Below are 21,608 nucleotides of genomic sequence, written 5' to 3'. Positions count from 1 at the left end.
CGGCCGGAGGCGACTCACAGGAACTCGGAGTCGCGCAGCTCCAGTCGGGAAAGGTGTTCGATACGCCGGAAGGCCAGCACGACGGTGGCGATCAACGGCAGGAAGGCCAACCAGAAGACGACGCTTCCGGGTCCCGTGAGCACCATCGACGCGAGCGCGACGACGAAGATGAGTGCGAAAAGCGCGAAGTCGACGCGATCCTGCTGGATCAGGACGCCGACGGGTGGGCGCGCCGCCCCATGCCGACCGCTCCTCATTCGCATTCCTTTCTCGCGGCTCCGCAGGCCGCTCCGCCGGTTACGGTGACCGAGATCCGCCCGGCACCTTGAACGCCGTGAATCCCACGCCGCATTCCGCGGGGTTCTCGATCGCACCCGGATACGCCGGACCACGATCGGCCACGGTGGAGCCACCGTCGTGTTTCAGCCTACGCCCGGTCACGGCATTTCGCCGGGGAACCGCCAAGGGCGACGATCGCGAGAGGCTCGCGTCGAAGATCACATACGCCCGCGGGTCACGACCAACCTAGCGGACGAAACCGCGCTCCTTCGCCAAGCGACAGATGGCGAGAATGCGAAGGGTCTCCCAGTCGTAGCCGGCGTCCTCGGAATCCCAACCGCGTTCGAGACAGCCGTCGAGGAAACCGTGAAGGTAGGTTCCGAGGGTGGCGGCGTTGAGTTCGGCACCGCCGGAGACGATGCCTTCGCACACCTGTGCGGCATGCTGATCCAGCTCAGCGCTCATCCAGGGCTCTACAGAGCCCTCGAGCGGTCCGAGGCGGTGGAAGTCACGGGTGAGTCCGGCCAGTGGGTGGCGCACGGAGGTCCCACGGGGCATGGAAGTACCTACTCGCGTGGTCGAGGAGACGGGAAACCTTCTCGACTATATGTGCCGGCGACCAATGGATCGTCACGAATGTGGTGGAAATTACCCGCACTTGACCAAGAGCCGACAAGAAAAAGTCAAGGCCCCGATACACGACGAAACCGGCATCCGTCGTCACGTTAACGGATGCCGGCGAGCACTCGGACCGTCGGTCCCCACGCCCTTTCGGACGTGTCAGTCGGCCAGGCCCATGGCGGCCAGGCGGGCGGTGTGGCCCTCGGTGAGCGAGGCGAACATCCGACTCACCGCGGCCAGGTCGCCCAGGCCCGAGCCGCTCTTGTCCCTCTCGCTCCCCCGCGAGAGCAACCCCGCCAGCTCCGGCCGATCCACGGCCACCGACTGCGCCTGACTCAGCGCCTCGCCCACCAGACGTCGCGCCCACAAGGACAGTCGACCGGCCAGCTTGGGGTCCTCCTCCAGCGCGGCGCGTACCTGACCCGCCACGAACTCGGCCCTTCCGGTCTCGGCGAGGACGTCCTCGACCAGGGCCCGGGTCTCGGCGTCGGCCAACTCGGCGACCTTGCGATAGAAGTCACCCGCGATGCCGTCGCCGACGTAGGTCTTGACCAGACTCTCCAGCCAGCTCTGCGGCTCGGTCCGCTCGTGCCAGGCGTCCAACGGCGCGATGAAGGGGGCCATCGCCTCCTCCGGATCGACGCCGAGCTCCACCAGCCGGTCGTGGATCGCCTGGTAGTGGCTCTGTTCCGTGGCGGCCAGCCCGGCCAGCTCTCCCTTGGTGCGCAGCGACGGGGCCAGGCCCGCGTCGTCGGCCAGACGGAAGAAGGAACCGAGCTCGGCGTAGGCGAGGAGTCCGAGCAGATCGATCACGCCGGGTTCGGCGGAAGGGCCTTGGGTCATGACCGTCAGGGTATCGCCCGGCCCTTCGGACCCGAACCGGGGACTAAACGGCCTCGAATGACGGTTGCACCGGGCGGGAGCGGGTACGGTCTCGGCCGTCCACCGACCCGGTGAACCTCTTCTGTCCACCGGGCGAACCAACAGCTAGACTCTGTGTGATGACCAGCGTGCGCGCACACCGCGCCGCCCTCCGCGCCCTCCACACGCGGGCCCTCCCGCGGGTACCCCTCGGCGCCGCGAAGGCGGGCGCTCGGGGTGCGGGCGCCGGACACCACGACGTGTCCTCACGACCAGTGCGGCGTGAGGGAGCGATGGCCACGCGCCCAGCGACGCACCGCACATGACAATCCAGCGGATGGAACCGGAAAGTCCGCGGCAGGGGCAGTGTCCCCGGGCCGCGCGGATCCAGTCGGCAGCGCCACCGGGGTTCCCTCCGTCAGACGGGGACCGGGTGTGCCGCGCCCTCCGCGGCGGCCGGAGGCCGACCGCGACCGCACCCCGCCGCGGCCACGAACGACGCTGCGGCCCGCCTAGATGGAGGCTTGAGCCCTGAGCAGCACAGATGAGACGAAGACACCCCGCATCACCTTTCGCGACCTCGGAGTGAGTCCCGAGATCTCCGACGCCCTGGAGGCGGAGGGGATCGTGGAACCGTTCCCGATCCAGGAACTGGCCCTGCCCATCGCGCTCAACGGCAGCGACATCATCGGGCAGGCGCGCACGGGTACCGGCAAGACCCTCGCCTTCGGCCTGCCGCTGTTGCAGCTGTCCCAGCGCGAGCCGGGCACGGCCAAGCGACCGCGTGCCCTCGTGGTGGTCCCCACCCGTGAACTGGCCATCCAGGTGGCCGCCGACCTGACCACCGCGAGCAAGCGCAGTGGCGGTCGCATCCTCACCGTCTACGGTGGGCGTTCCTACGAGCCGCAGATCAACGGCCTCCAGGAGGGCACCGACGTCGTGGTCGGGACCCCGGGCCGCCTTCTCGACCTGGAGAAGCAGAAGCACCTGCGGCTGGACGGCGTCGCCTCGGTGGTCCTGGACGAGGCCGACAAGATGCTCGACCTGGGGTTCCTCCCCGACATCGAGCGCATCCTCACCAAGACGCCCGCCGAGCGTCAGACGATGCTCTTCTCGGCCACCATGCCGAGCGAGATCGTCACCCTGTCGCGCAACTACCTGACCCGACCCACGCACGTCAGGGCCGGGGACGACAACGAGATCGACGGCTCCGCCATCACCAGCCGGATCGCCCAGCACGCGTTCCGCACCCACCAGATGGACAAGCCGGAGATGCTCGCGCGTCTCCTCCAGGCCGAGGACCACGGGCAGAGCATGGTGTTCTGCCAGACCAAGCGGGCCTGCGACCGGGTCGCGAGCGACCTCAAGAGCCGTGGCTTCGCGGCCGCGGCCGTGCACGGCGACCTCGGGCAGAGCCAGCGCGAGCGCGCCCTGCGGGCCTTCCGCAACGGCAAGATCAACATCCTGGTCGCCACCGACGTGGCCGCCCGGGGTCTGGACGTCGACGACGTGACCCACGTGGTCAACTACGAGACGCCCGAGGACGAGAAGACCTACACCCACCGGATCGGCCGGACCGGCCGCGCCGGACGCACGGGCACCGCCGTCACCTTCGTGGACTGGCAGGAGATGCCGCGCTGGAAGCTGATCAACGGCGCGCTCGACCTGGACTTCCACGAGCCCGAGGAGACCTACTCGACCTCGCCGCACTTCTTCGAGGCGCTGAGGATCCCCAAGGGCACCAAGGGCCGGCTCGCCGAGGACAAGCGCGGAGAGCACGCGGGCCTGGAGGCCGAGGAGATCGAGGACATCGGCGACACCGGCCAGCCGCGGGGCGGCGACCGGGGGGAGCGCGGTGGCCGTCGAGGACGCGGTGGCGATCGTGACCGCGGCCGCGGTAAGCAGGGCGAACGCCGTGGCGGCGGCCGTGACCGCTCGCGCCGACGGACCAGGAACGGCGAGTCCGTGACCGGTGCCGGGGCCTCGGCGGAGAAGGCCGGGACCACCGCGCCGCCCTCCACCGAACGGTCCTCCGCCTCCGAGAAGGGCTCCGATGGAGAGGGCACCCGCCGGATCCGTCGCCGTCGTCGTACGCGCGGCGCCCGCAGGGACCCCGAGAACACCTGACCGAACCCGCGTATCCTCCCGTTCCGGCGCCCTGATCGTCTAGGGTGTCCCGACGTGAGTACACCTGAGTTCCTCGATCTGCCGCCGGGTGTGCGGCGCACGGACCTGAGTCTTTCCTATGGTCCGGTGGCCGCGCTCCGGGCTCTGCCCACCTCCGGCGGCACAGAACTGTCCCCTGCCGTCCTGGTGCACGGTTTCACCGGCAGCAAGGAGGACTTCATCGCCCTCCTCCAGAGTCTGGCGCAGGCCGGACGGGAGGTGGTGGCGATCGATCTGCCCGGCACCTACCGGTCGCCGGGCCCGGAGACCCTCACCCCGCCGCCCGGGGTGAGACTTCCCGACTACCGTCTCTCCTCTCTGGGAGAGGTGGTCTCCGAGGTCCTGGACCAGGTCGGCGACGGCGGCCCCGTACATCTGGTGGGGCATTCCTTCGGCGGCCTGGTGTCCCGTGAGGCGGCGTTGGTCGACCGTTCCCCCCTGGGCTCCCTCACCCTCATGTGCTCGGGCCCCGGCGCGATGAGCGGGGCCGCCGCGACGCGCACCCGCAACCTGATCGCCGCCGTGTCGATGAACCCCACGAGCGAGCGCCTGCGCGAACTGTGGGACGAACTCTTCGAGGCCGAGGCGCACCGCCGTTCGAGCCGGCCCGAGATCGTCGACTTCCTCCGCGACCGTCTTCTGTCCAGCAGCGCCGTGGGCCTGTTGCGCATGGCCGAGGACCTGTTGGGCGCCCGGGACCGGGTGGACGAGCTGGTCGAGGTCGACATCCCCAAGCTGGTCCTGTACGGCGAGAACGACGACGCCTGGCCCACGTCCGAGCAGGACGAGATGGCCGTGCGTCTGGGCGCCCGACGCCTGGTGATCCCCGGTGCGGGCCACTCCCCCAATGTGGAGGCGCCCGAGACCACGTCGAGCGCGCTGACCGCCTTCTGGAACGAGACCGAGTCGGTGGGCCGCCGCTGAGACGACTCGTGCCGCCACCCCGGTAGGGGCGGCGGCACGATGTGCGGGGGACGGTCCTCGGGATCAGACCCAGGCGTCGAAGTTGCGGCTCTCCGTCTCCACCGTGGTGGAGGGTCCCCGGTCGGGCAGGATCCGGGTGTCCGGCGGGAGCGTCAGCAGATTCTCGCCGATGGAGGCGAGCTGCGTCGTGTAGTCGATGTAGATCCCGCCGACCATGCCGGGCTCGCCCTTGCGCAGGGTGTCGCCGCCGAACACGGCGCCGAGCTGGCTGACGTAGTAGCCGACCGTGCCGGGGGAGGTTCCGGGCAGCGGAAGGACGTCGATGTGCAGGTCGCCGACGTCGAAGGAGCCGCCGCCCTCCACCTCGATCTCCGGGCGGTGCTCGGCACCGTGCACGCGACGCCAGGCGCGCATCTCGCGGGGGTGCAGGGCGATGTCGGCCTCGGTCTCCTCCGCGATGGTCAGGGCCGCCTCGATGTGCGGACTGTAGGCGTTGGTGCAGGCCACGAGGTACACCTCGCGGTCGCCGACGACCTTCAGGATCGCCTCGGCGTCGTGGGCGGGGTCGATGACGACGACACCGTCCTTGTCCGCCTCCACGATCCAGGTGTTGCTGATGATCTCGGACTTCTCACCGTCGAACTCGAAGGTGCCAGCGGTGCGCACGCGGGTGATCCCGTCGGCGTCGGGGCCGGTGACCCCGACCTCCACGACCTCGTCCTCCTCCTCGGAGTCCTCGGTCTTCGCCTCCTTCGCGTCCTCGTCGGCCTTCTCGTCCGTGTCGTCGGAGGCGCTCTCGTCGGAGTCGGCCTTCTCGTCGGCGGCCTCGGCCTCATCGGACCCGGCGGTCTCGGTCTCGTCGGCGGACCGGTCCTCGGTCGCGGCCTTCTCGGCGGTCTCCTCCGTGTCGGTGTCCTCGGACCCGACCGCGTCGTCGACCTTCTCCTCGGTGTCCTCCGCGACCTCCACAGCGGAATCGGTGGCCTCGTGGCCTTCCTGCTTCTTCGGCTTCCGCTTCCAGAACACGGCGTCAGACCCTTCGTCCAGATATGTGCTGATTCAGCGCTGCGACCATTGTCGCGCCCTCACGCAGTGTTCCGTACCGTACCGAACCTCGGCGCGTCAGGGCATCCCTTCTCACGCCTCTCGACCGCGGATCGGCTCGGCACCGGTCGCGGGGGCGATGAGCTCCTCGAACGCCTCGGGGGCCGTGGTCCGACAGCCCAGCCTGCGACCGCTCAGAGTGCCGTGGTCGTCGCTGGAACCGGTGACCACCGCCCCCAGGTCGGAGGCGACACCGCGCCAGAACGCCGCCTGGGATCTCCGGTGCGAGGGATGGTCGGCCTCGATCCCGCCCAGCCCGGCCGCCACCATGCGTTCGACCAGCTCGACCGGGACCGCGCCGTTCATGGCGCCCTCGGCCCGGCCCGGATGGGCCAGGGAACAGACCCCGCCGGCCTCACGGACCATCCGGACCGCGCGGACCGGATCGAGCGCGTAACGGGAGGCGTAGGCCGGACCGCCCGAACCGATCCACCGATCGAAGGCGTCCTGGACGTTCTCGGCGGCACCCGCCTCCACCACGGCCCTCGCCAGGTGGGGGCGGCCGATCGTGTTGGCGTCGGCGTGCTCGGAGTGACCGGCCCCGGCGATCTCCAGCACCCGCTCCCAGGTGACGTCGACGCCCAGCTCCTGGAGCTTGCGCACCATCTCCTCGGCCCGAGAGGCCCGATCGGAACGGATCCGGCGCAGTTCCTCGAGCAGGCCGGGCGCCTCCGGGTCGAACAGGTAGGACACCAGGTGGACGCTCGACCCCTGATAGGCGCAGGACAGCTCCATCCCCGGGACCAGCGTGAGGTCGGGCGGCAGGCTCCGGGCGGCCTCCTCGATCCCCCCGACCGTGTCGTGGTCGGTGAGGGCGAGCACGTCCACCCCCGCGGCGACCGCGTATGCCATGACCTCGGCCGGGGTGTCGCTCCCGTCGGAGACCGAACTGTGCGAGTGCAGATCGATACGTGTCACCGGGCGATTGTACGTAAGACCGGGGTCCGGCCGTCAGTCGTTCGTGTCCGTCGAGGCGAGGTTCCGCTCCAGGAAGGGGCTCGGCGCGCCGAACGGAGGCTCCAACGCGACCCCTCCGTCACGTAGATCCCTCAGGTCGCGCAGGGCGTGGATCTCGCCCATGAGGATCCCGGTGTCGGCGGAGTCGAAGACCAGCCACAACCAGTGGGCGAGCGCCTCACCCGTGTAGACGGCCCGGCTCCTGCCCATGTCCAGGTTCCACAGGGCCACGTCGTGACCGTCGAAACGGACCTTGGCGGCGGGCGCCCCCGCATCACAGCCCGCACCCGGATCCGGCCCGTTCAGACCGGCGAGGCGGGCCCCCAGACCGATCCCGGGGTCCTCCGCCACGATGACGAGCTCGCCGAAACCACCGAGCGGGTTCGGCCCCGAGAGGGCGACCGCGGTGGCCAGGGCCCCGCTGCGCTCGTCGCCCGCGTCGGCGAAACCGGTGACCACCCATCCCGCGGGCAACGGCCACGGGATCCACAGGGGCACCCGGGCACGGGGCAGAAGGACTTCGAGGGAGGCGCTCCCCGGCACACGCACACCCTGGAGCGGCGCCACGGACCCGTGGGCGTCGCACTGCCAGGCGCTGGACCACAACCCCGGAGGTTGTACGCCGCGCCCACAACGTGGACACGTGGGCTCGAACTTCATGTTCTGGTCATCTACCCGGCCGTAGCCCGGGAAAAACGCGGGGCGGACGGGACACATGATCCCGACCGCCCCCTGCCACCGTCCGGCGCCCGATCAGGGCCGGAACGGTGCTAGCGCTGCTGGCGCTTCTTGTTCGCGGTGATGCGCCCGCGCTCTTTCTGGTCGAGGATGACCTTGCGGATGCGCACGTGCTCGGGCGTCACCTCGACGCACTCGTCCTCGCGGCAGAACTCCAGCGCCTGCTCCAGGGAGAGCTTGCGCGGCGGCACCAGGCGCACCAGCTCGTCACCGGTGGCCGAGCGCATGTTCGTGAGCTTCTTCTCCTTGGTGATGTTGACGTCCATGTCGTCGGCGCGAGAGTTCTCGCCGACGATCATGCCCTCGTACACCTCGGTGGTCGGCTCGACGAACAGGACGCCGCGCTCCTGGAGGTTGAACATCGCGAAGGGGACGGCCACACCGGCGCGGTCGGCGACCAGGGAGCCGTTCGGGCGGGTGCGCAGCTCGCCGAACCACGGCTCGAACTTCTCGAAGACGTGGTGGGCGATACCGGTACCGCGGGTCTCGGTGAGGAACTCGGTACGGAAGCCGATCAGACCGCGGGAGGGGACCAGCCAGTCCATGCGCACCCAGCCGGTGCCGTGGTTGACCATGTTCTCCATGCGGCCCTTGCGGACGCTGAGCAGCTGCGTGATGGCGCCCATGTAGTCCTCGGGCGCGTCGACGGTCAGACGCTCGACCGGCTCGTGGACCTTGCCGTCGATGTCACGGGTGACCACCTGCGGCTTGCCGACGGTGAGCTCGTAGCCCTCACGACGCATCTGCTCGACCAGGATCGCCAGGGCCAGCTCGCCTCGACCCTGCACCTCCCAGGCGTCGGGACGCTCGGTCGGCAGCACACGCAGGGAGACGTTACCGACGAGCTCCTTCTCCAGGCGGTCCTTGACCAGACGCGCGGTGACCTTGGCGCCCTTGACCTTGCCGACCAGCGGCGAGGTGTTGGTACCGATGGTCATGGAGATGGCGGGCTCGTCCACCTTGATCAGCGGCAGCGCCACCGGGTTCTCGGGGTCGGCGAGGGTCTCGCCGATCATGATCTCCTCGATACCGGCGATGGCCGCGATGTCACCGGGGCCGGCCTTCTCGGCGGGCTTGCGCTCCAGACCCTCGGTCATGAGCAGCTCGGTGATCTTGACCTGCTGGGTGCTGCCGTCGGTGCGGATCCACGCGACCTGCTGACCCTTGCGCAGCTCGCCCTGCTGGACGCGGACCAGGGCCAGACGGCCCAGGAAGGGAGAGGCGTCGAGGTTGGTGACGTGGGCCTGGAGCGGGGCGTCGGGAACGTACTCGGGCGCCGGGATGGTCTCCAGGATCGTGGAGAACAGCGGCACGAGGTTGTCGTTCTCGGGGACCGCGCCGTTCTCCGGGCGCTCCAGCGTGGCCTTGCCGTCGCGGGCGCAGGTGTAGACGATCGGGAACTCGATCTGCGACTCGTCGGCGTCCAGGTCCATGAACAGCTCGTAGGTGTCGTCCACGACCTCGGAGATCCGACTGTCGGGCCGGTCCACCTTGTTGATCACGAGGATGACGGGGAGCTTGGCCTGGAGGGCCTTGCGCAGCACGAAGCGGGTCTGCGGGAGCGGGCCCTCACTGGCGTCGACCAGCAGGACGACACCGTCGACCATCGACAGACCGCGCTCGACCTCGCCACCGAAGTCGGCGTGGCCGGGGGTGTCGATGATGTTGATGACCACGTCCTCGCCTTCGGGCGTGGTGTAGTGGACCGCGGTGTTCTTCGCGAGAATGGTGATGCCCTTCTCGCGTTCCAGGTCGTTGGAGTCCATCACACGGTCGTCGACGTCCTGGTTGTCCCGGAACACACCGGACTGCCAGAGCATGGCGTCGACGAGGGTCGTCTTGCCATGGTCGACGTGTGCCACGATGGCGACATTGCGCAGGTCGGTGCGGCGGGCGGAGCCCTCGACGGAAGTGGCGGTGGGCATGCTTGAGTCTCGATCTCCTGTACTGGGTAGAGACCGCAGATCGCCACGGCCCGTCGCCAGTTTATGTGGTCATGATGGTCTGGTCGGGAAGCGAACGAGTCGTCCCGGTTAGCTTCGTCACTACGAGGCGTCCCGGAACGGAACCCGCGAAACCCTTGTACGCGCGCCTCAGGCGGTTTGTTCCCCCACCTGGAGGATGTGGGCGATCGGTCCCAGGAAGGGTCGATCGGCGGGCAGCCAATCGAGCCTCTCCAGACCCGCGATATCCACCCATTCCAGGGCCAGATGCTCCAGAGGACGGGGGACGCCCTCCAGGAGTTCGACGCGATACAGCCGCAGGACCGCGGGGAGCCCGGTACGCCGGTCCGGTCGGGGCAGGGGAAGGTCGGATCCGATCCGCTCCCGCACCTCGACGGTGACGCCGAGTTCCTCACGACATTCACGGACGAGCGCGTCGCCGGGGCTCTCCCCCGGCTCGGTCTTACCGCCGGGGAACTCCCATCGGCCGCGATCGGCTTCCGGTTCGGCCCGTTGGGCGGCGAGGACCCGTCCGTCCCGGATGACGACGGCGCCCACCACGATCAGTGTTTCTTGCACGGCACTCCAGCCTACGGGCTGTGAGCCACACCCCGCGCCGGCTGTGTTCGCTTTACGCCTCCGCTTCGCTTCGGGCCGTGTTCGGGCGCCCCTGTGGAAAGGTAGGAGGTCGGGTGACCGTTACCCCGGGGGGTGAAGGTGGGAGGGCGGGTGTCGGTTACACCAGGGGGTTGAGGTAGGAGGGCGTGTACCGGTCACTACAGGGGGTCGGTGTGGGAGACCGCGTGCCGGTCACCCCAGGGGGTCGAGGTAGGAGATCGTGTCACCCTTACACCCTGCCGGGGCTGAGGCCCGAAAGTGTTTGCTTTGCGCCTCCGCTTCGCTTCGGCGCGTGTTCGGGCGCCAAGGGAGGGAGCGTTCTTCATCCTCGTCCACGCCTACGCTCGTACCTCGCGGGCGGCTCGACTCGTCTTGCAGAACACTCCCGGCGCCCGAACACACCCCCGGGCGCCGGCCTTCTGCGGCCGGCGCCCGGGGGTCGGCGCTCTCCGGGGGGAGGAAAGGGCGCCGTTTCTCATGTTGGCCTCGATAGCACTCGCGGGAAGCTTCTCGCCGGTGAACGAGTGACTGTTCGAGAGCCTATGCATCCGGATGAGCCCATGGGGGTGGTTCGGGGAAGGTTTTCGAACTTATTCAGGGACGAAAACGGTCTTTTCCCCACGCAATGGGCGCTCAGTTGAGGGAATCGGCGCTCGAGTAACCGGAGAGACGCAGTCGATGGCCGAGCGCGGTGTGACGACGCCCCGAGGAGACGTTGCGCACCGCCTGCGCCAGGGCACGACGGGATCCCACCAGCACGACCAGCCTCTTGGCCCGGGTGACGGCGGTGTAGAGCAGGTTGCGCTGCAACATCATCCAGGCGCTGGTGGTCACGGGGATCACGACCGCCGGATACTCGCTGCCCTGGGAACGGTGCACGGTGATGGAGTAGGCGTGGGCCAGCTCGTCGAGTTCGGCGAAGTCGTAGGCGATCTCCTCGTCCTCGTCGGTGCGCACCGTCACCTCCTGGGCGACGGGATCGAGGCCGGTGACCACCCCGAGGGTGCCGTTGAAGACACCGTTGCGGCCCTTCTCGTAGTTGTTACGGATCTGGGTGACCTTGTCGCCCACCCGGAAGATCCGGCCGCCGAACCGACGTTCGGCGACACGTTCGCCCGGCGGGGTGAGCGCGGCCTGGAGCGCGGAGTTGAGGTTGGCCGAACCGGCGGGGCCGCCCTTCATCGGGGTGAGCACCTGGACGTCGCGGAGCGGGTCGAGCCCGAAGCGTCGGGGGATGCGGCGGGCGACCACGTCGACGGTCATCTCCGCGGCCTCCTCCGTCTCCTCACAGGGGAAGAGGAAGAAGTCGGCCATCCCCCGCAGGTGGGGAGGCTCCCCCTGGTTGATCCGGTGCGCGTTGGTGACCACCCCGGACTGTTGGGCCTGCCGGAAGACGTGGGTCAACCGCACGCTGGGGATCGGCGACCCCTCCTCCAGAAGGTCGCGGAGGACCTGCCCGGCGCCGACCGAGGGGAGCTGGTCGACGTCCCCCACCAGCAACAGGTGGGCTCCCGGCGGGACCGCCTTGACCAGCTTGTTCGCCAGGATGAGGTCGAGCATGGAGGCCTCGTCGACCACCAGTAGGTCGCAGTCGAGGGGGTTGTCCCGGTCGTGCGCGGCCTCACCGCCCGGGCGCAGCTCCAGGAGCCGGTGCACGGTGGAGGCCTCGTGTCCGGTGAGTTCGGTGAGGCGCTTGGCGGCGCGACCGGTGGGCGCGGCCAGGATGACCTCGGCGCCCTTGGCCCGCGCCATGGTGACGATGGAGGAGACGGTGAAGGACTTGCCGCAGCCGGGTCCGCCGGTGAGCACGCACACCTTCCGGGACAGGGCCTCCCGGACCGCCTCCTTCTGGGCCTCGGCGAGGGAGGTACCGGCGCGGCGGTCGAGCCAGTCCAGCGCCACCGGCCAGTCGACGTCGGCGAAGGCGGGCATGCGCTCCTCGGGTGTGTCCAGCAGGGTGCGCAGCCCGGTGGCCAGACCCATCTCGGCACGATGGAAGGGCAGCAGGTAGACGGCCCGGACCGGCTCCCCCTCGGGGCCGGGGACGTTCTCCCGGGCCACCCCCTCGTCGGCGACGAGGCGGGCCACGCACTCGATCACCAACCCCGCCTCCACCTGGAGGATCTTCACGGCGGCGGAGATCAGCCGCTCCTCGGGCAGGAAGCAGTGCCCCTCGTTGCTCGACTCGGACAGGGTGAACCGGATCCCGGCCATGACCCGCTCGGGACTGTCGTGCGGGATGCCCACCGCCTGGGCGATGGTGTCGGCGGTCTTGAAGCCGATCCCCCACACGTCGTCGGCGAGCCGGTAGGGCTCCTTCTGGACGACCTCGATCGAGGCGTCGCCGTACTGCTTGTAGATGCGCACGGCCAGCGAGGTGGTGACCTGGACCCCTTGGAGGAAGAGCATGACCTCCTTGATGGCCTTCTGTTCTTCCCACGCGTCGGCGATGAGCCGGGTGCGCTTGGGGCCCAACCCCGGAACCTCGATCAGCCGGGCGGGGTCCTCCTCGATGACGTCCAGGGCGTCGGTTCCGAAGTGGCCGACGATCCGTTCGGCCATCTTGGGTCCGATGCCCTTGATCAGGCCGGATCCGAGATAGCGGCGGATGCCCTGCACCGTGGCGGGCAGCACGGTGGTGTAGTCGTCGACCTGGAACTGGCGGCCGTACCGGGGGTGGGAGCCCCAACGGCCGCGCAGCCTCAGTGCCTCGCCGGGCTGGACCCCGAGGAGTGAGCCGACGACGGTGAGCAGGTCGTCGGAGCCCCGACCGGTGTCGACCTTGGCGACGGTGTACCCGGTCTCCTCGTTGGCGTAGGTGATGCGTTCAAGGACGCCCTGGACCACGGCCTGTTTGAAGGGAGGAGAGGTCTCGGATGGGGTGGGCACCGCGCGTCGCCGTCCTTTCTCGGTCGTCGGCGTCGTCCGTCGGAAGTCGGTCTCCCAGGGCCCCGAGCACCCGGTCGCGGTCGGCGCGACGCAGGCCTCGGGCGACGCTCCGGTAGGAGTGGTCGACCATCTCCACGAACTCGTCGTCGGGGACGGTCCCGTCCAGCCGCACGGAGTTCCAGTGCCGCTTGTTCATGTGCCACCCGGGGGTGACGGCCGGGAAGAGGGCCCGTAGTTCCAGCGCCGTCTCCGGGTCGCACTTGAGGTTGACCACGGCCGGCCGGTCCTCGTCACCCGGCATGAGCAGCGCGAACATCCTCTGCCGGGCGATCTTGTAGACCAGGGGCCCGGGGCCGAAGGGTTCGCTCTCCTCCGTCTCGGGGAACCACAGGGCCACGTCGATGAACCGTTCCGGTGTCATCCGTCCTCCCTCGCCGACGATCGTCGTCTCCTCCGAGAGTGCCAGAGGTCGACGACGATCGGGACGACGTCAGAGGAGCCCGTAGTGGGCGCGCCCCTCCTTGGAGAACATGTTGGCCAGCATCCAGCAGGTGAAGCCCAGCGGGACGAGCATGAGGAGCCCGCCGCCGAGGACGTTCCACAGCAGGAACAGGCCGGCCAGCCCCTGGAACACCACGACGCCCCAGTAAGCGCCGACGGTCCGGCGGGCCAGCCGCCGACCCAGCATGAGGGAGGCCACGCCGTACAGGCCGGTGACGAGCGCGTAGACGGCCATCAGGGCGCGCATCGTCTCGACGTCCATGACCATCTCCACCCCCTCCTCGGCCATGAGGGCGGTCTGCTCGTCCAGGGCCTGGGCCATCATGTCGGTCGGGAACGCCAGGGGCAGCAGGAAGATGAGGGAGAGCAGGACACCGCACGCGCCGCCGATGTACATCAGCATGCGGGTCGTCACGACCTTCGCGGGCATGGGGGCGTCGGGGCCCATGGCCTCGAAGCGTGCGTTGAAGTCCGACATCCCGCGCGGCGAGGGGACCCCGCCCCGATTCGGGTCGTACGGGTCCTGGCCAGAGGAAAACACGGACGTCCTCCGAGGGATGAGCGAGCCGACGGTCCCCACCATGGTAGAGGCGCGCCGGTGCGACGGCCACGGGCTCCCGACGATCGGTACGGGATCGCGCCCCGGTCCGGTCACCCGGGGCGACCGGCCGCGGCGGACGGTGACCTCGGACGACCCGTGCGGGGCGGTCGTCCTTCGAACGCCGGGAGATTCTGCAAATCGTAACCCCCTGGTCCGTGCCTCAACACCCGACCACGCCTAGGGTGAACAGGCTCCGCCCCCGTTCACCCCGGCGGTGCCCCCGACAGTTCCCCCGCACGATCCCCCGAAGGAGTAACAGCGGACATGTCCAGACTCGTGCGTGCCTCCGGCGCACTGTTCCTGAGCGGCGCGCTGGTGGTGCCCCTAGCGCCGGCCGCCGCGGCCGAACCCATGAACGCCTCCGACGAGGCGGCCTTCACCCTCACCGTCCTGCACGCGAACGACCCCGAGTCGGCGCTGCTGGGTGCCCCCGCCGATCCGGACTACGGCGGGGCCGCCCGGTTCGGCACCCTCGTCCAAGAGCTGCGCGAGGACGAGAACGCCGGCGTCGACGCCGAGGCCGGCGAGTCCGAGAACCGCGGCGTGGTCACCGTCAACTCCGGTGACATGTACCTGCCCGGCCCGGAGCTCGCCGCCTCCCTGGAGGAGGACGCCCCCTTCTACGACGCGATCGGCGCCTCCTACGTCGGCTACGACGCGATCTCCATGGGCAACCATGAGTTCGACTTCGGCCCCGACCTGTACGCCGACTTCATCGGTGAACTGTCCGAGGACACCACCGTGGTCGCCGCCAACGTGGACGTGTCCGCCGAGCCCGGGCTGGCCGCGCACGAGGCCTCCGGCAGGATCGCCCCGAGCACCGTCGTGGACGCCAATGGCGAGCAGGTGGGCATCGTCGGCGCCCTCTACCCGCCGCTGGCCACCATCACCAGCTCCCGAGACGTGGTCGTGGACGAGGTCGTCGGCCCGGTGCAGGCCGAGGTCGACCGCCTCACCGAGGAGGGGGTGGACAAGATCATCATGATCTCCCACCTCCAGAACATCACCTACGAGGAGCGGGTCGCCCGTGAGCTGACCGACGTCGACGCCATCGTCGCGGGCGGCGGCCACGAGGTGATGGGCTCCGAGGACGACGTCCTCGTGCCCGGCGACTCGGTGAACACCCACCCCGGGACCGGTGAGCCGCTCACCTATCCGCTGGTGGCCCAGAACCCCGACGGGGTCGACGTCCCGATCGTGACGGCCGGCTCCAACTACAAGTACGTGGGCCGTCTCGTCATCAACTTCGACGCCGAGGGGAACCTGGTCTCCGTCGGCGACCGTTCCGGTCCGGTCGTGGTGGACGGCTCCGTCACCCCGCACCCGGAGATCGAGGAGCGCGTCTCCGGCCCCGTGGCCGACCACGTGAACGAACTCGCCGAGACCGAGATCGCTCAGAGCGAGGTCGACCTCGAAGGCCGCCAGTCCCCCGGCGTGCGCACCCAGGAGACCAACCTGGGGAACCTGATGGCCGACGCCCTGCTGGACACAGGCGCGCGCAACGCCGCCGAGTACGGGGTTCCCGAGCCGCAGATCGGTATCCAGAACGGTGGCGGCATCCGCAACGCGTCGCTCATCCCGTCCGGTCCGATCACCGTGCTGGACACCTACTCCATCGCCCCGTTCGCCAACCAGGTCGCGGTGGTCCCGGACATCCCCCGCTCCCAGGTCAAGGAACTGTTGGAGCAGAGCGTGGTGGCCGCGCCGGCGGCCAACGGCGGGTTCATGCAGGTCGGCGGGGTCAACTTCGCCTACGACCCCGAGCGTACCGCGCAGGTGGTCGACGAGGAGGGCACCGTCCTCACCCCGGGCGAGCGCGTGCGCAACGTGATCCTGCACGACGGGACCGTGCTGGTCGAGGACGGCGAGGTCGTGGAGGGCGACCCCATCACCATCGCCACCAACGACTTCTCCGCGCGGGGCGGCGACATGTACCCGTTCCGCGGCGCCGACTACACCGTGGTGGGCTCCAACTACCAGGGCGCCCTGGAGCTGTTCGTCACCGAGACCCTGGAGGGCCGGATCGGCGCCGAGGACTACCCCGAGGGCGGTTCCGGCCGCATCGTGGTGGGCGACGAGGCCACCGTCCCCGGTGACGATGGAGGCGAGGGCGGCGATCCCTCCTCCACGCTGGAGCTGGACCGGACCCCGGTCCGCGACGGCATCGCGATGCACCTGCGCTACACGACCGACGCCCCGGACGCCGGGAACGTCGTGGCGATCTTCCGCGGCGGTGACGAGCCGGGGGTCGACGCCCCCTTCGCGGAGATCAAGGCCCACAAGTCCGAGGGCCGTGCCGTGACGAACACCCGCGGGCTGGGCACGGGCGAGCATCGGGCCTACCTGCTGACCGACACCGGTGAGGTGTTGGCGGGTCCGCTGACCTTCGAGGTCGTGCCCCGCAGGGGCTGAACGAGGATCCGGTGATCCGGGATCGAGGGGCCGACGTCCATGACGGGCGTCGGCCCCTTTCCGTGTTCCGTGCTTCTTTTCGTGCGCGCGGTACTCTTCGTCATCGGAGTTCCTCCCCGACCACACCAAGAAAGTCCAAAGAAAAGAATCTACGTAGCCGATTAACCTATTTGACCGTTATGTGATTAGCGTATTTTCGGTCAACCTTGGGCCATCCGGCGCGCATAATAGGGAAATGCGCCACCCTGGACCTACGATCGGCTCCATGACCTGCGTTTTGCTGGCCGAAGACGATGTCTCGATCTCCGAGCCTCTCGCGCGTGCGCTACGCCGCGAGGGCTACACGGTGGACGTGACCGTCAACGGCGTTGAGACACTCGACCGCGCCCGCGCCGGAGACATCGACCTCATGGTCCTGGACCTCGGCCTGCCCGAGATGGACGGTCTGGAGGTGGCACGTCGTCTCCGCGCCGAAGGACACGGAACGCCGATCCTCATCCTCACCGCCCGCGCCGACGAGGTCGACACCGTCGTCGGCCTGGACGCCGGCGCCGACGACTACGTCACCAAGCCCTTCCGGCTCGCCGAGCTCCTCGCCCGCGTCCGCGCCCTGCTGCGTCGCGGAGGAGCCGAGGTCCCCGTCGTCCACGGGGTCCGCATCGACAACGACTCTCGTAGAGCCTGGCTCGGCGACCGTGAACTCCAGCTCACCACCAAGGAGTTCGACCTGCTCCGCGTCCTCGTACGCGACGCGGGCAAGGTGGTCACCAGGGAACAGATCATGCGCGAGGTGTGGGACACCAACTGGTGGGGGTCGACCAAGACCCTCGACATGCACATCTCGTGGCTGCGCCGCAAACTCGGCGACGACGCCAACCAGCCGTCCTACATCACGACCGTCAGGGGCGTCGGCTTCCGGTTCGAACGAGACTGACACGACCTTGGGTTCGACGCGTTCCCCGGTCGACCTCGCCCGGGTCGGACGGACGTGAGGTGACATGCGCAGGCGGATGGTTTTCTCCACCCTGGTGGTGACCGTCATCGCCGTCATGCTGCTCGGACTGCCGCTGGGTGCGCTCACCTACAAACTGGTGCACGACGAGAACAGCCGCCAGATCGAGGGCGAGGCGGAGCTGATCGGCTTCGAGATCGACAACATGCTCGAGCGGGACGACGAGGTCGACCTGACCTCGATCGACCGGGAGTACAAGGACCGTTACGTGCGGATCACCACCGCCGACGGTTCCACCGTGCTCACGGCCGGAGACCCGAGGCTCAATCCTCGCGCCGCGGACTCCCCCGGGCTGATCCGGGGCTCGGCGACCACCGAGGCGGGCACCACCGTCGAAGTGTGGACCGACTCCGAATCACTTCGGGAGAGCGTCATCCGGGCCTGGCTCGGCATCGCCTCACTGTCCCTGCTGGCCATCGGCGTCGCCGTCGGTCTGTCCATGGTCCAGGCCCGCAGGCTCACCCTGCCCCTGGTCGACCTGGCGGCCACCGCCGAACGTCTCGGCTCCGGCGTCACCACGCCCTGGGGCCACCGCTACGGCATACCGGAGGCCGACCGCGTCGCCGAGGTCCTGGACCGCAGCGCCGAACGCATCGCAGGCCTCATCGCCACCGAACGCCACTTCGCCACCGACGCCTCCCACCAACTGCGCACCCCGCTGACCGCGCTCACCATGCGGTTGGAGGAGATCATCGCCGAGGCCCGCAACCCCGAGGTCGTACGCGAAGAGGGAGAAGCGGCCCTCGCCCAGGCCGAACGCCTCACCGAGACCGTCGAAAGCCTGCTCGGCCGCGCCCGCAAGAGCCAGAACCCCGAGGTCGAGGCCGTCGCCCTCGACCCCGTCCTCAACCATCTCCAGGCCGAATGGTCCCCCGTCTTCCAGCAGGAACAACGCAGGCTCCTGGTGACCGGCGACCCCGGCCTGACCGCCATGACCGTCCCCGCCGACCTCGCCCAGATCCTGGCGACCCTCGTCGAGAACGCCTACAAACACGGCGCCGGGACCGTCACCATCCGCCGCCTCGACACCGGACAGTCCGTCCGCATAGAGGTCAGCGACGAAGGTGAGGGCGTACCCGAACACCTCTCCGGACGCATCTTCGAACGCGAGGTCAGCGGCGGCGGCGGCACCGGCCTCGGCCTGGCGCTCGCCCGCCACATCGCCGAATCCGAAGGCGCCCGCATCGAACTCGTCCAGACCAGGCCCACCACCTTCGCGCTCTTCCTGCCCGCCGGAGCCGGCGGCCTGTCGAAGATGACGGGGCCTGTCTAGGGGTGTGCCTCCGCCGACCCCAGGTGGTCGAGGTAGGAGGGCGGGTACCGGTCCCACCCCCAGGGGGTGAAGGTGGGAGTCCGCACCCTCCGGTACCCCAGGGGGTCGCTGTACGCGGTCTCCTACCTCGCCACGGGGGGGTGTGGTTCGGGCGCCGGCGGGGTTCTGGAGGTGCCGTAGGTGGGGTCGCGAGGTACGAGTGGCCACACCGTAGGTGCCGAAGGTTCCCGCCTCCCTTGGCGCCCGAACACGGCCCGAAGCGCCAGCGGAGGCGCAAAGCAAACACTTTCGGGCATTAACCCAGGCAGGGTGTAACCCGCACCCGATCTCCCACCCCGACCACAGCAGGGTGTGACCGCCGCACGACCTCCCACCCCGACTCCAGGGGTGGGGGTAGGAGGACGAGGGCGAGGGTCAGCCTCCGGTGGTGGCGTGGGCGGTGGAGGGGGCCTGTTCGGGAAGCCGGCCCTGGACGACCAGGTCGCTCCAGAGGGAACGCACCCGCTCCAGGCCGTAGACCGAGGTCACCTCGGCGCGGGCGCGTTCGCTCTCCTCGGCGAACCGGCCTTCGGAGACCGTCGCGTGGATCGCCTCGGCCATCGCCACCGGATCGTCGTGGATCCAGTGCGGGTCGTAGATGGTGTCCGAACCGGGCCACGGCAGCAGGGCCGGCACTCCCCCGGAGGCCGCGCACTCGGCGGGCGCCAGGTGGAAGGACTCGTCGTCGCTGGTGGAGAGCATGAAACCGACCCGGCGCAGCCAGGTGGCCACGTCGGGGCCGAAGGGGTCGAAGATCACCCCTGAGGCGAGCGACTCGTCGCGCTGGATCCTCCGGTAGACCCGTTCGAAGTAGGTCCGCTCCTCAGGACGGTTCCAGATCCACCAGTACTCCCACGGCTGCTTGGTCTTGACCGACATCGTGTAGCGCGGGTCCAGACGTCGCAGCTCGGCGAGCACGTCCAGGCCTCGGTCCAGGCGTTTGCGGGAGGGCGCGATACCGATCATGCCCAGCGAGTACTCGGCCCCCGCCAGCTTGGGACGGTCCAGTTGGCGATCGTCCACCCAGTTGGGCAGGACCACCACCTTCTCGGCGGGCCAGCCGGTGATCTCGCGGGTCAGGTCCGCGTAGTGGGGGCTCACGCACACCACGGCGTCGACCTTGGACACGTCCAGGCGGCGCGGCCACTCCGCGTACAGCTCGAAACGGTGCAGGCGGACGATCAGGCGCTGCTCGGGCCGCTTCCACTTGGCGTAGAAGAGGGCGTTGGGGCCGCACCACTCACAGATGACCACGTCCGCCCAGGCGGCGAGTTCGCGGGAACGGTACTGGTCGTGGGTGCTCAGTCCCTCCCACTCGTCGATGCGCACGTCCAGGCCGGGCAGCGAGTCGAGGTACTCGGCGAGGCGGGTGAAGAACTTCAGGTCGTGGCCGGCGATGACCACCTTCAACGGCAGCTCGGGGTCGGTGCCCTCGGGGGCGGCCGGCAGGGCCTCGGCCAGGTGGCCGCGCAGTCGTTCGGCGGCCCGCTCCAGGGCGTGGTCGGCGGCGGCCGTCCGGCAGCGTTCCGCCGCGTCGGCGTACACGGCGCGGTCGTTGTAGGCGCGGGCGATCACGGCGGCCACCGAGGCGGTGTCCTCCCCCGCGAAGAGCGGGTAGTCCTCACCGAGCATGGCCTCGTGCATGGGGGTCCGGTTGAGCACCACCGGTAGGCCGAGCGCGCCCAGCTCCAGGACCTTGGTGGACAGCTCCAGGCTCGCGTCCATGTCCGGGTCGCGCCAGGAGAGCCCGAAGTCGCACTCGGCCGACTGGCGCAGCGCCTCGGCGCGGGCCATACCGCCGCGCCAGTCCACGTTGGGCGTGCCCTCCAGGGCCTTGCGCATCCGTTTGGCCCAGTCGGCGGGTTCGGCGTGGATCTTGTCGCCGATCATCACCAGTTCCGAGTCGACTCCCAGACGGGAGAGCTCCTCGGGCAGCCCGGTCATCTCCAGGGTGTTCCAGCGCGGGGCGAACTTGCCCGTGTAGGTCAGGCGGGTGCGGGCGTGCACCTGTCCGTCGGCGGAGACGCCCGGGGGCACCACCACGACCGGGGGGAAGAGCACCGAACGTCCGCACGCGGCGGGGACCGTGGTCTCCAGGAACGCCCGCAGTTCCTCGGTCTGGCAGAGCAGGAAGCGGGAGGCCAGGGCGATCTCGGTGAGTTCGGCGGTGGCCGTGGCGGTCAGTTCGTCGACGCTGTGCGGGAAGTCGGTGAGGTAGGTCCACAGACGTCCGGACAGGGCCTCCTCCTGGGCGGCCAGACCGGCGACCCGACGGCCCCGGACGACCACCAGGTCGAAGGGCTTACGGGCGTGCAGTCGTCCCGCCAGCTCCACGGCCTGCTCGGGGGTGATCCCCCGGGGACCGAGGTCGGAGAGCATACGGTCCTCGTAGGGACGGACCAGTCGGACCCCGGGGACCTCCTCCAAGGGCGCCGTGAGCCGGTCGGTGCGCACCGGCGCCTTCAACAGCAAGGTGACCTCGCAACCTGCCGCGGCCAGGGCCTGGGCCATCGACTGCGCCCAGATCGCCGAACCGTCGATGATGTTGAGGTCCACGTCGCCGTACAAGAGTGCGCGCGGAGGAACTGTGCTCACGTTCTTCCCTTCGGATGCTGGTGGGTGGCCCATGCGGGAGAGTTCGCCGCGCCGGAGCCGTCGCCGCCGGGCGAC

The 21,608-nt window shown here is 69.5% G+C and carries 17 protein-coding genes; 5 read left to right on the top strand and 12 right to left on the bottom strand.

All coding sequences use genetic code 11. From position 1 onward, the window contains the following. Positions 1-14 precede the first annotated feature (14 nt). The 3 genes from U9J66_RS11010 to U9J66_RS11000 all read right to left on the bottom strand — a co-directional run bounded on the left by U9J66_RS11010 (position 15) and on the right by U9J66_RS11000 (position 1,743). Complete coding sequence (locus tag U9J66_RS11010; RefSeq protein WP_014911150.1) at positions 15-257, bottom strand: hypothetical protein; 243 nt, start codon at positions 255-257, stop codon at positions 15-17. 268 nt (positions 258-525) lie between these two features. Next, entirely contained in the window at positions 526-837 is a 312-nt protein-coding gene (locus U9J66_RS11005) for a DUF6401 family natural product biosynthesis protein (RefSeq protein ID WP_026124802.1), read from the bottom strand. A gap of 222 nt (positions 838-1,059) precedes the next feature. Then, positions 1,060-1,743 carry a ferritin-like fold-containing protein gene (locus U9J66_RS11000; protein WP_014909199.1) on the bottom strand — a complete coding sequence of 228 codons (684 nt, stop codon included), beginning with the start codon at positions 1,741-1,743 and terminating at the stop codon, positions 1,060-1,062. A 603-nt stretch (positions 1,744-2,346) separates the two neighbouring features. On the opposite strand from U9J66_RS11000, the gene U9J66_RS10995 reads away from it, so the two are divergent. Then, positions 2,347-3,888: a DEAD/DEAH box helicase gene (locus U9J66_RS10995; protein ID WP_026124801.1), complete on the top strand. Its 1,542-nt coding sequence runs from the start codon at positions 2,347-2,349 to the stop codon at positions 3,886-3,888. A 54-nt stretch (positions 3,889-3,942) separates the two neighbouring features. Next, entirely contained in the window at positions 3,943-4,851 is a 909-nt protein-coding gene (locus U9J66_RS10990) for an alpha/beta fold hydrolase (protein ID WP_017533466.1), read from the top strand. A 63-nt stretch (positions 4,852-4,914) separates the two neighbouring features. Here the strand turns inward: U9J66_RS10990 and U9J66_RS10985 are convergent, their stop codons facing one another. The 8 genes from U9J66_RS10985 to U9J66_RS10950 form a co-directional block, all read right to left on the bottom strand. After that, positions 4,915-5,877: an MBL fold metallo-hydrolase gene (locus U9J66_RS10985; RefSeq protein WP_326337625.1), complete on the bottom strand. Its 963-nt coding sequence runs from the start codon at positions 5,875-5,877 to the stop codon at positions 4,915-4,917. A 111-nt stretch (positions 5,878-5,988) separates the two neighbouring features. Beyond that, positions 5,989-6,873 carry a PHP domain-containing protein gene (locus tag U9J66_RS10980; protein ID WP_161110586.1) on the bottom strand — a complete coding sequence of 295 codons (885 nt, stop codon included), beginning with the start codon at positions 6,871-6,873 and terminating at the stop codon, positions 5,989-5,991. A gap of 33 nt (positions 6,874-6,906) precedes the next feature. Continuing rightward, positions 6,907-7,572, bottom strand: coding sequence for a DUF6758 family protein (locus U9J66_RS10975; RefSeq protein WP_042283114.1), 666 nt, complete (start codon positions 7,570-7,572; stop codon positions 6,907-6,909). A gap of 110 nt (positions 7,573-7,682) precedes the next feature. Continuing rightward, entirely contained in the window at positions 7,683-9,575 is a 1,893-nt protein-coding gene (gene typA / locus U9J66_RS10970; protein ID WP_014909627.1) for a translational GTPase TypA, read from the bottom strand. A gap of 168 nt (positions 9,576-9,743) precedes the next feature. Next, positions 9,744-10,172 (bottom strand): (deoxy)nucleoside triphosphate pyrophosphohydrolase, encoded by a 429-nt coding sequence (locus tag U9J66_RS10965; RefSeq protein WP_017533462.1) that lies wholly within the window; start codon positions 10,170-10,172, stop codon positions 9,744-9,746. Positions 10,173-10,844: 672 nt separating this feature from the next. Beyond that, on the bottom strand, positions 10,845-13,100 hold the full coding sequence (gene recD2 / locus U9J66_RS10960; protein WP_187294526.1) for an SF1B family DNA helicase RecD2: 2,256 nt from the start codon (positions 13,098-13,100) through the stop codon (positions 10,845-10,847). Beyond that, entirely contained in the window at positions 13,039-13,521 is a 483-nt protein-coding gene (locus U9J66_RS10955) for an MmcQ/YjbR family DNA-binding protein (RefSeq protein ID WP_014911329.1), read from the bottom strand. Before U9J66_RS10955 ends, recD2 begins: the two co-directional genes overlap by 62 nt. Before the next feature lie 69 nt (positions 13,522-13,590). Then, on the bottom strand, positions 13,591-14,142 hold the full coding sequence (locus U9J66_RS10950; protein WP_014909583.1) for a hypothetical protein: 552 nt from the start codon (positions 14,140-14,142) through the stop codon (positions 13,591-13,593). 324 nt (positions 14,143-14,466) lie between these two features. On the opposite strand from U9J66_RS10950, the gene U9J66_RS10945 reads away from it, so the two are divergent. From U9J66_RS10945 to U9J66_RS10935, 3 genes are all read left to right on the top strand, one after another. Further along, positions 14,467-16,614, top strand: coding sequence for a bifunctional metallophosphatase/5'-nucleotidase (locus U9J66_RS10945; RefSeq protein ID WP_326337624.1), 2,148 nt, complete (start codon positions 14,467-14,469; stop codon positions 16,612-16,614). A gap of 265 nt (positions 16,615-16,879) precedes the next feature. Then, a complete protein-coding gene (locus U9J66_RS10940) occupies positions 16,880-17,548 on the top strand; it encodes a response regulator transcription factor (protein ID WP_014911258.1) in 669 nt (222 codons plus the stop codon). Positions 17,549-17,612: 64 nt separating this feature from the next. Next, a complete protein-coding gene (locus U9J66_RS10935) occupies positions 17,613-18,899 on the top strand; it encodes a sensor histidine kinase (protein ID WP_161110588.1) in 1,287 nt (428 codons plus the stop codon). A gap of 414 nt (positions 18,900-19,313) precedes the next feature. On the opposite strand, the gene U9J66_RS10930 is transcribed toward U9J66_RS10935, so the two are convergent. Next, positions 19,314-21,506, bottom strand: coding sequence for a glycosyltransferase (locus U9J66_RS10930; protein WP_326337708.1), 2,193 nt, complete (start codon positions 21,504-21,506; stop codon positions 19,314-19,316). Positions 21,507-21,608: the final 102 nt, after the last annotated feature.

The sequence above is a fragment of the Nocardiopsis sp. LDBS1602 genome (assembly GCF_035818715.1).
GTDB lineage: Bacteria > Actinomycetota > Actinomycetes > Streptosporangiales > Streptosporangiaceae > Nocardiopsis > Nocardiopsis alba.
This window is presented reverse-complemented; position numbering and strand designations above follow the sequence as displayed.

Excerpts from the sequence above, each read along its gene's own strand:
- U9J66_RS11010 (WP_014911150.1), bottom strand. The coding sequence starts at position 257 with ATGAGGAGCGGTCGGCATGGGGCGGCGCGCCCACCCGTCGGCGTCCTG.
- U9J66_RS11005 (WP_026124802.1), bottom strand. The coding sequence starts at position 837 with ATGCCCCGTGGGACCTCCGTGCGCCACCCACTGGCCGGACTCACCCGT.
- U9J66_RS11000 (WP_014909199.1), bottom strand. The coding sequence starts at position 1,743 with ATGACCCAAGGCCCTTCCGCCGAACCCGGCGTGATCGATCTGCTCGGA.
- U9J66_RS10975 (WP_042283114.1), bottom strand. The coding sequence starts at position 7,572 with ATGAAGTTCGAGCCCACGTGTCCACGTTGTGGGCGCGGCGTACAACCT.
- typA (WP_014909627.1), bottom strand. The coding sequence starts at position 9,575 with ATGCCCACCGCCACTTCCGTCGAGGGCTCCGCCCGCCGCACCGACCTG.
- U9J66_RS10955 (WP_014911329.1), bottom strand. The coding sequence starts at position 13,521 with ATGACACCGGAACGGTTCATCGACGTGGCCCTGTGGTTCCCCGAGACG.
- U9J66_RS10945 (WP_326337624.1), top strand. The coding sequence starts at position 14,467 with ATGTCCAGACTCGTGCGTGCCTCCGGCGCACTGTTCCTGAGCGGCGCG.
- U9J66_RS10940 (WP_014911258.1), top strand. The coding sequence starts at position 16,880 with ATGACCTGCGTTTTGCTGGCCGAAGACGATGTCTCGATCTCCGAGCCT.
- U9J66_RS10935 (WP_161110588.1), top strand. The coding sequence starts at position 17,613 with ATGCGCAGGCGGATGGTTTTCTCCACCCTGGTGGTGACCGTCATCGCC.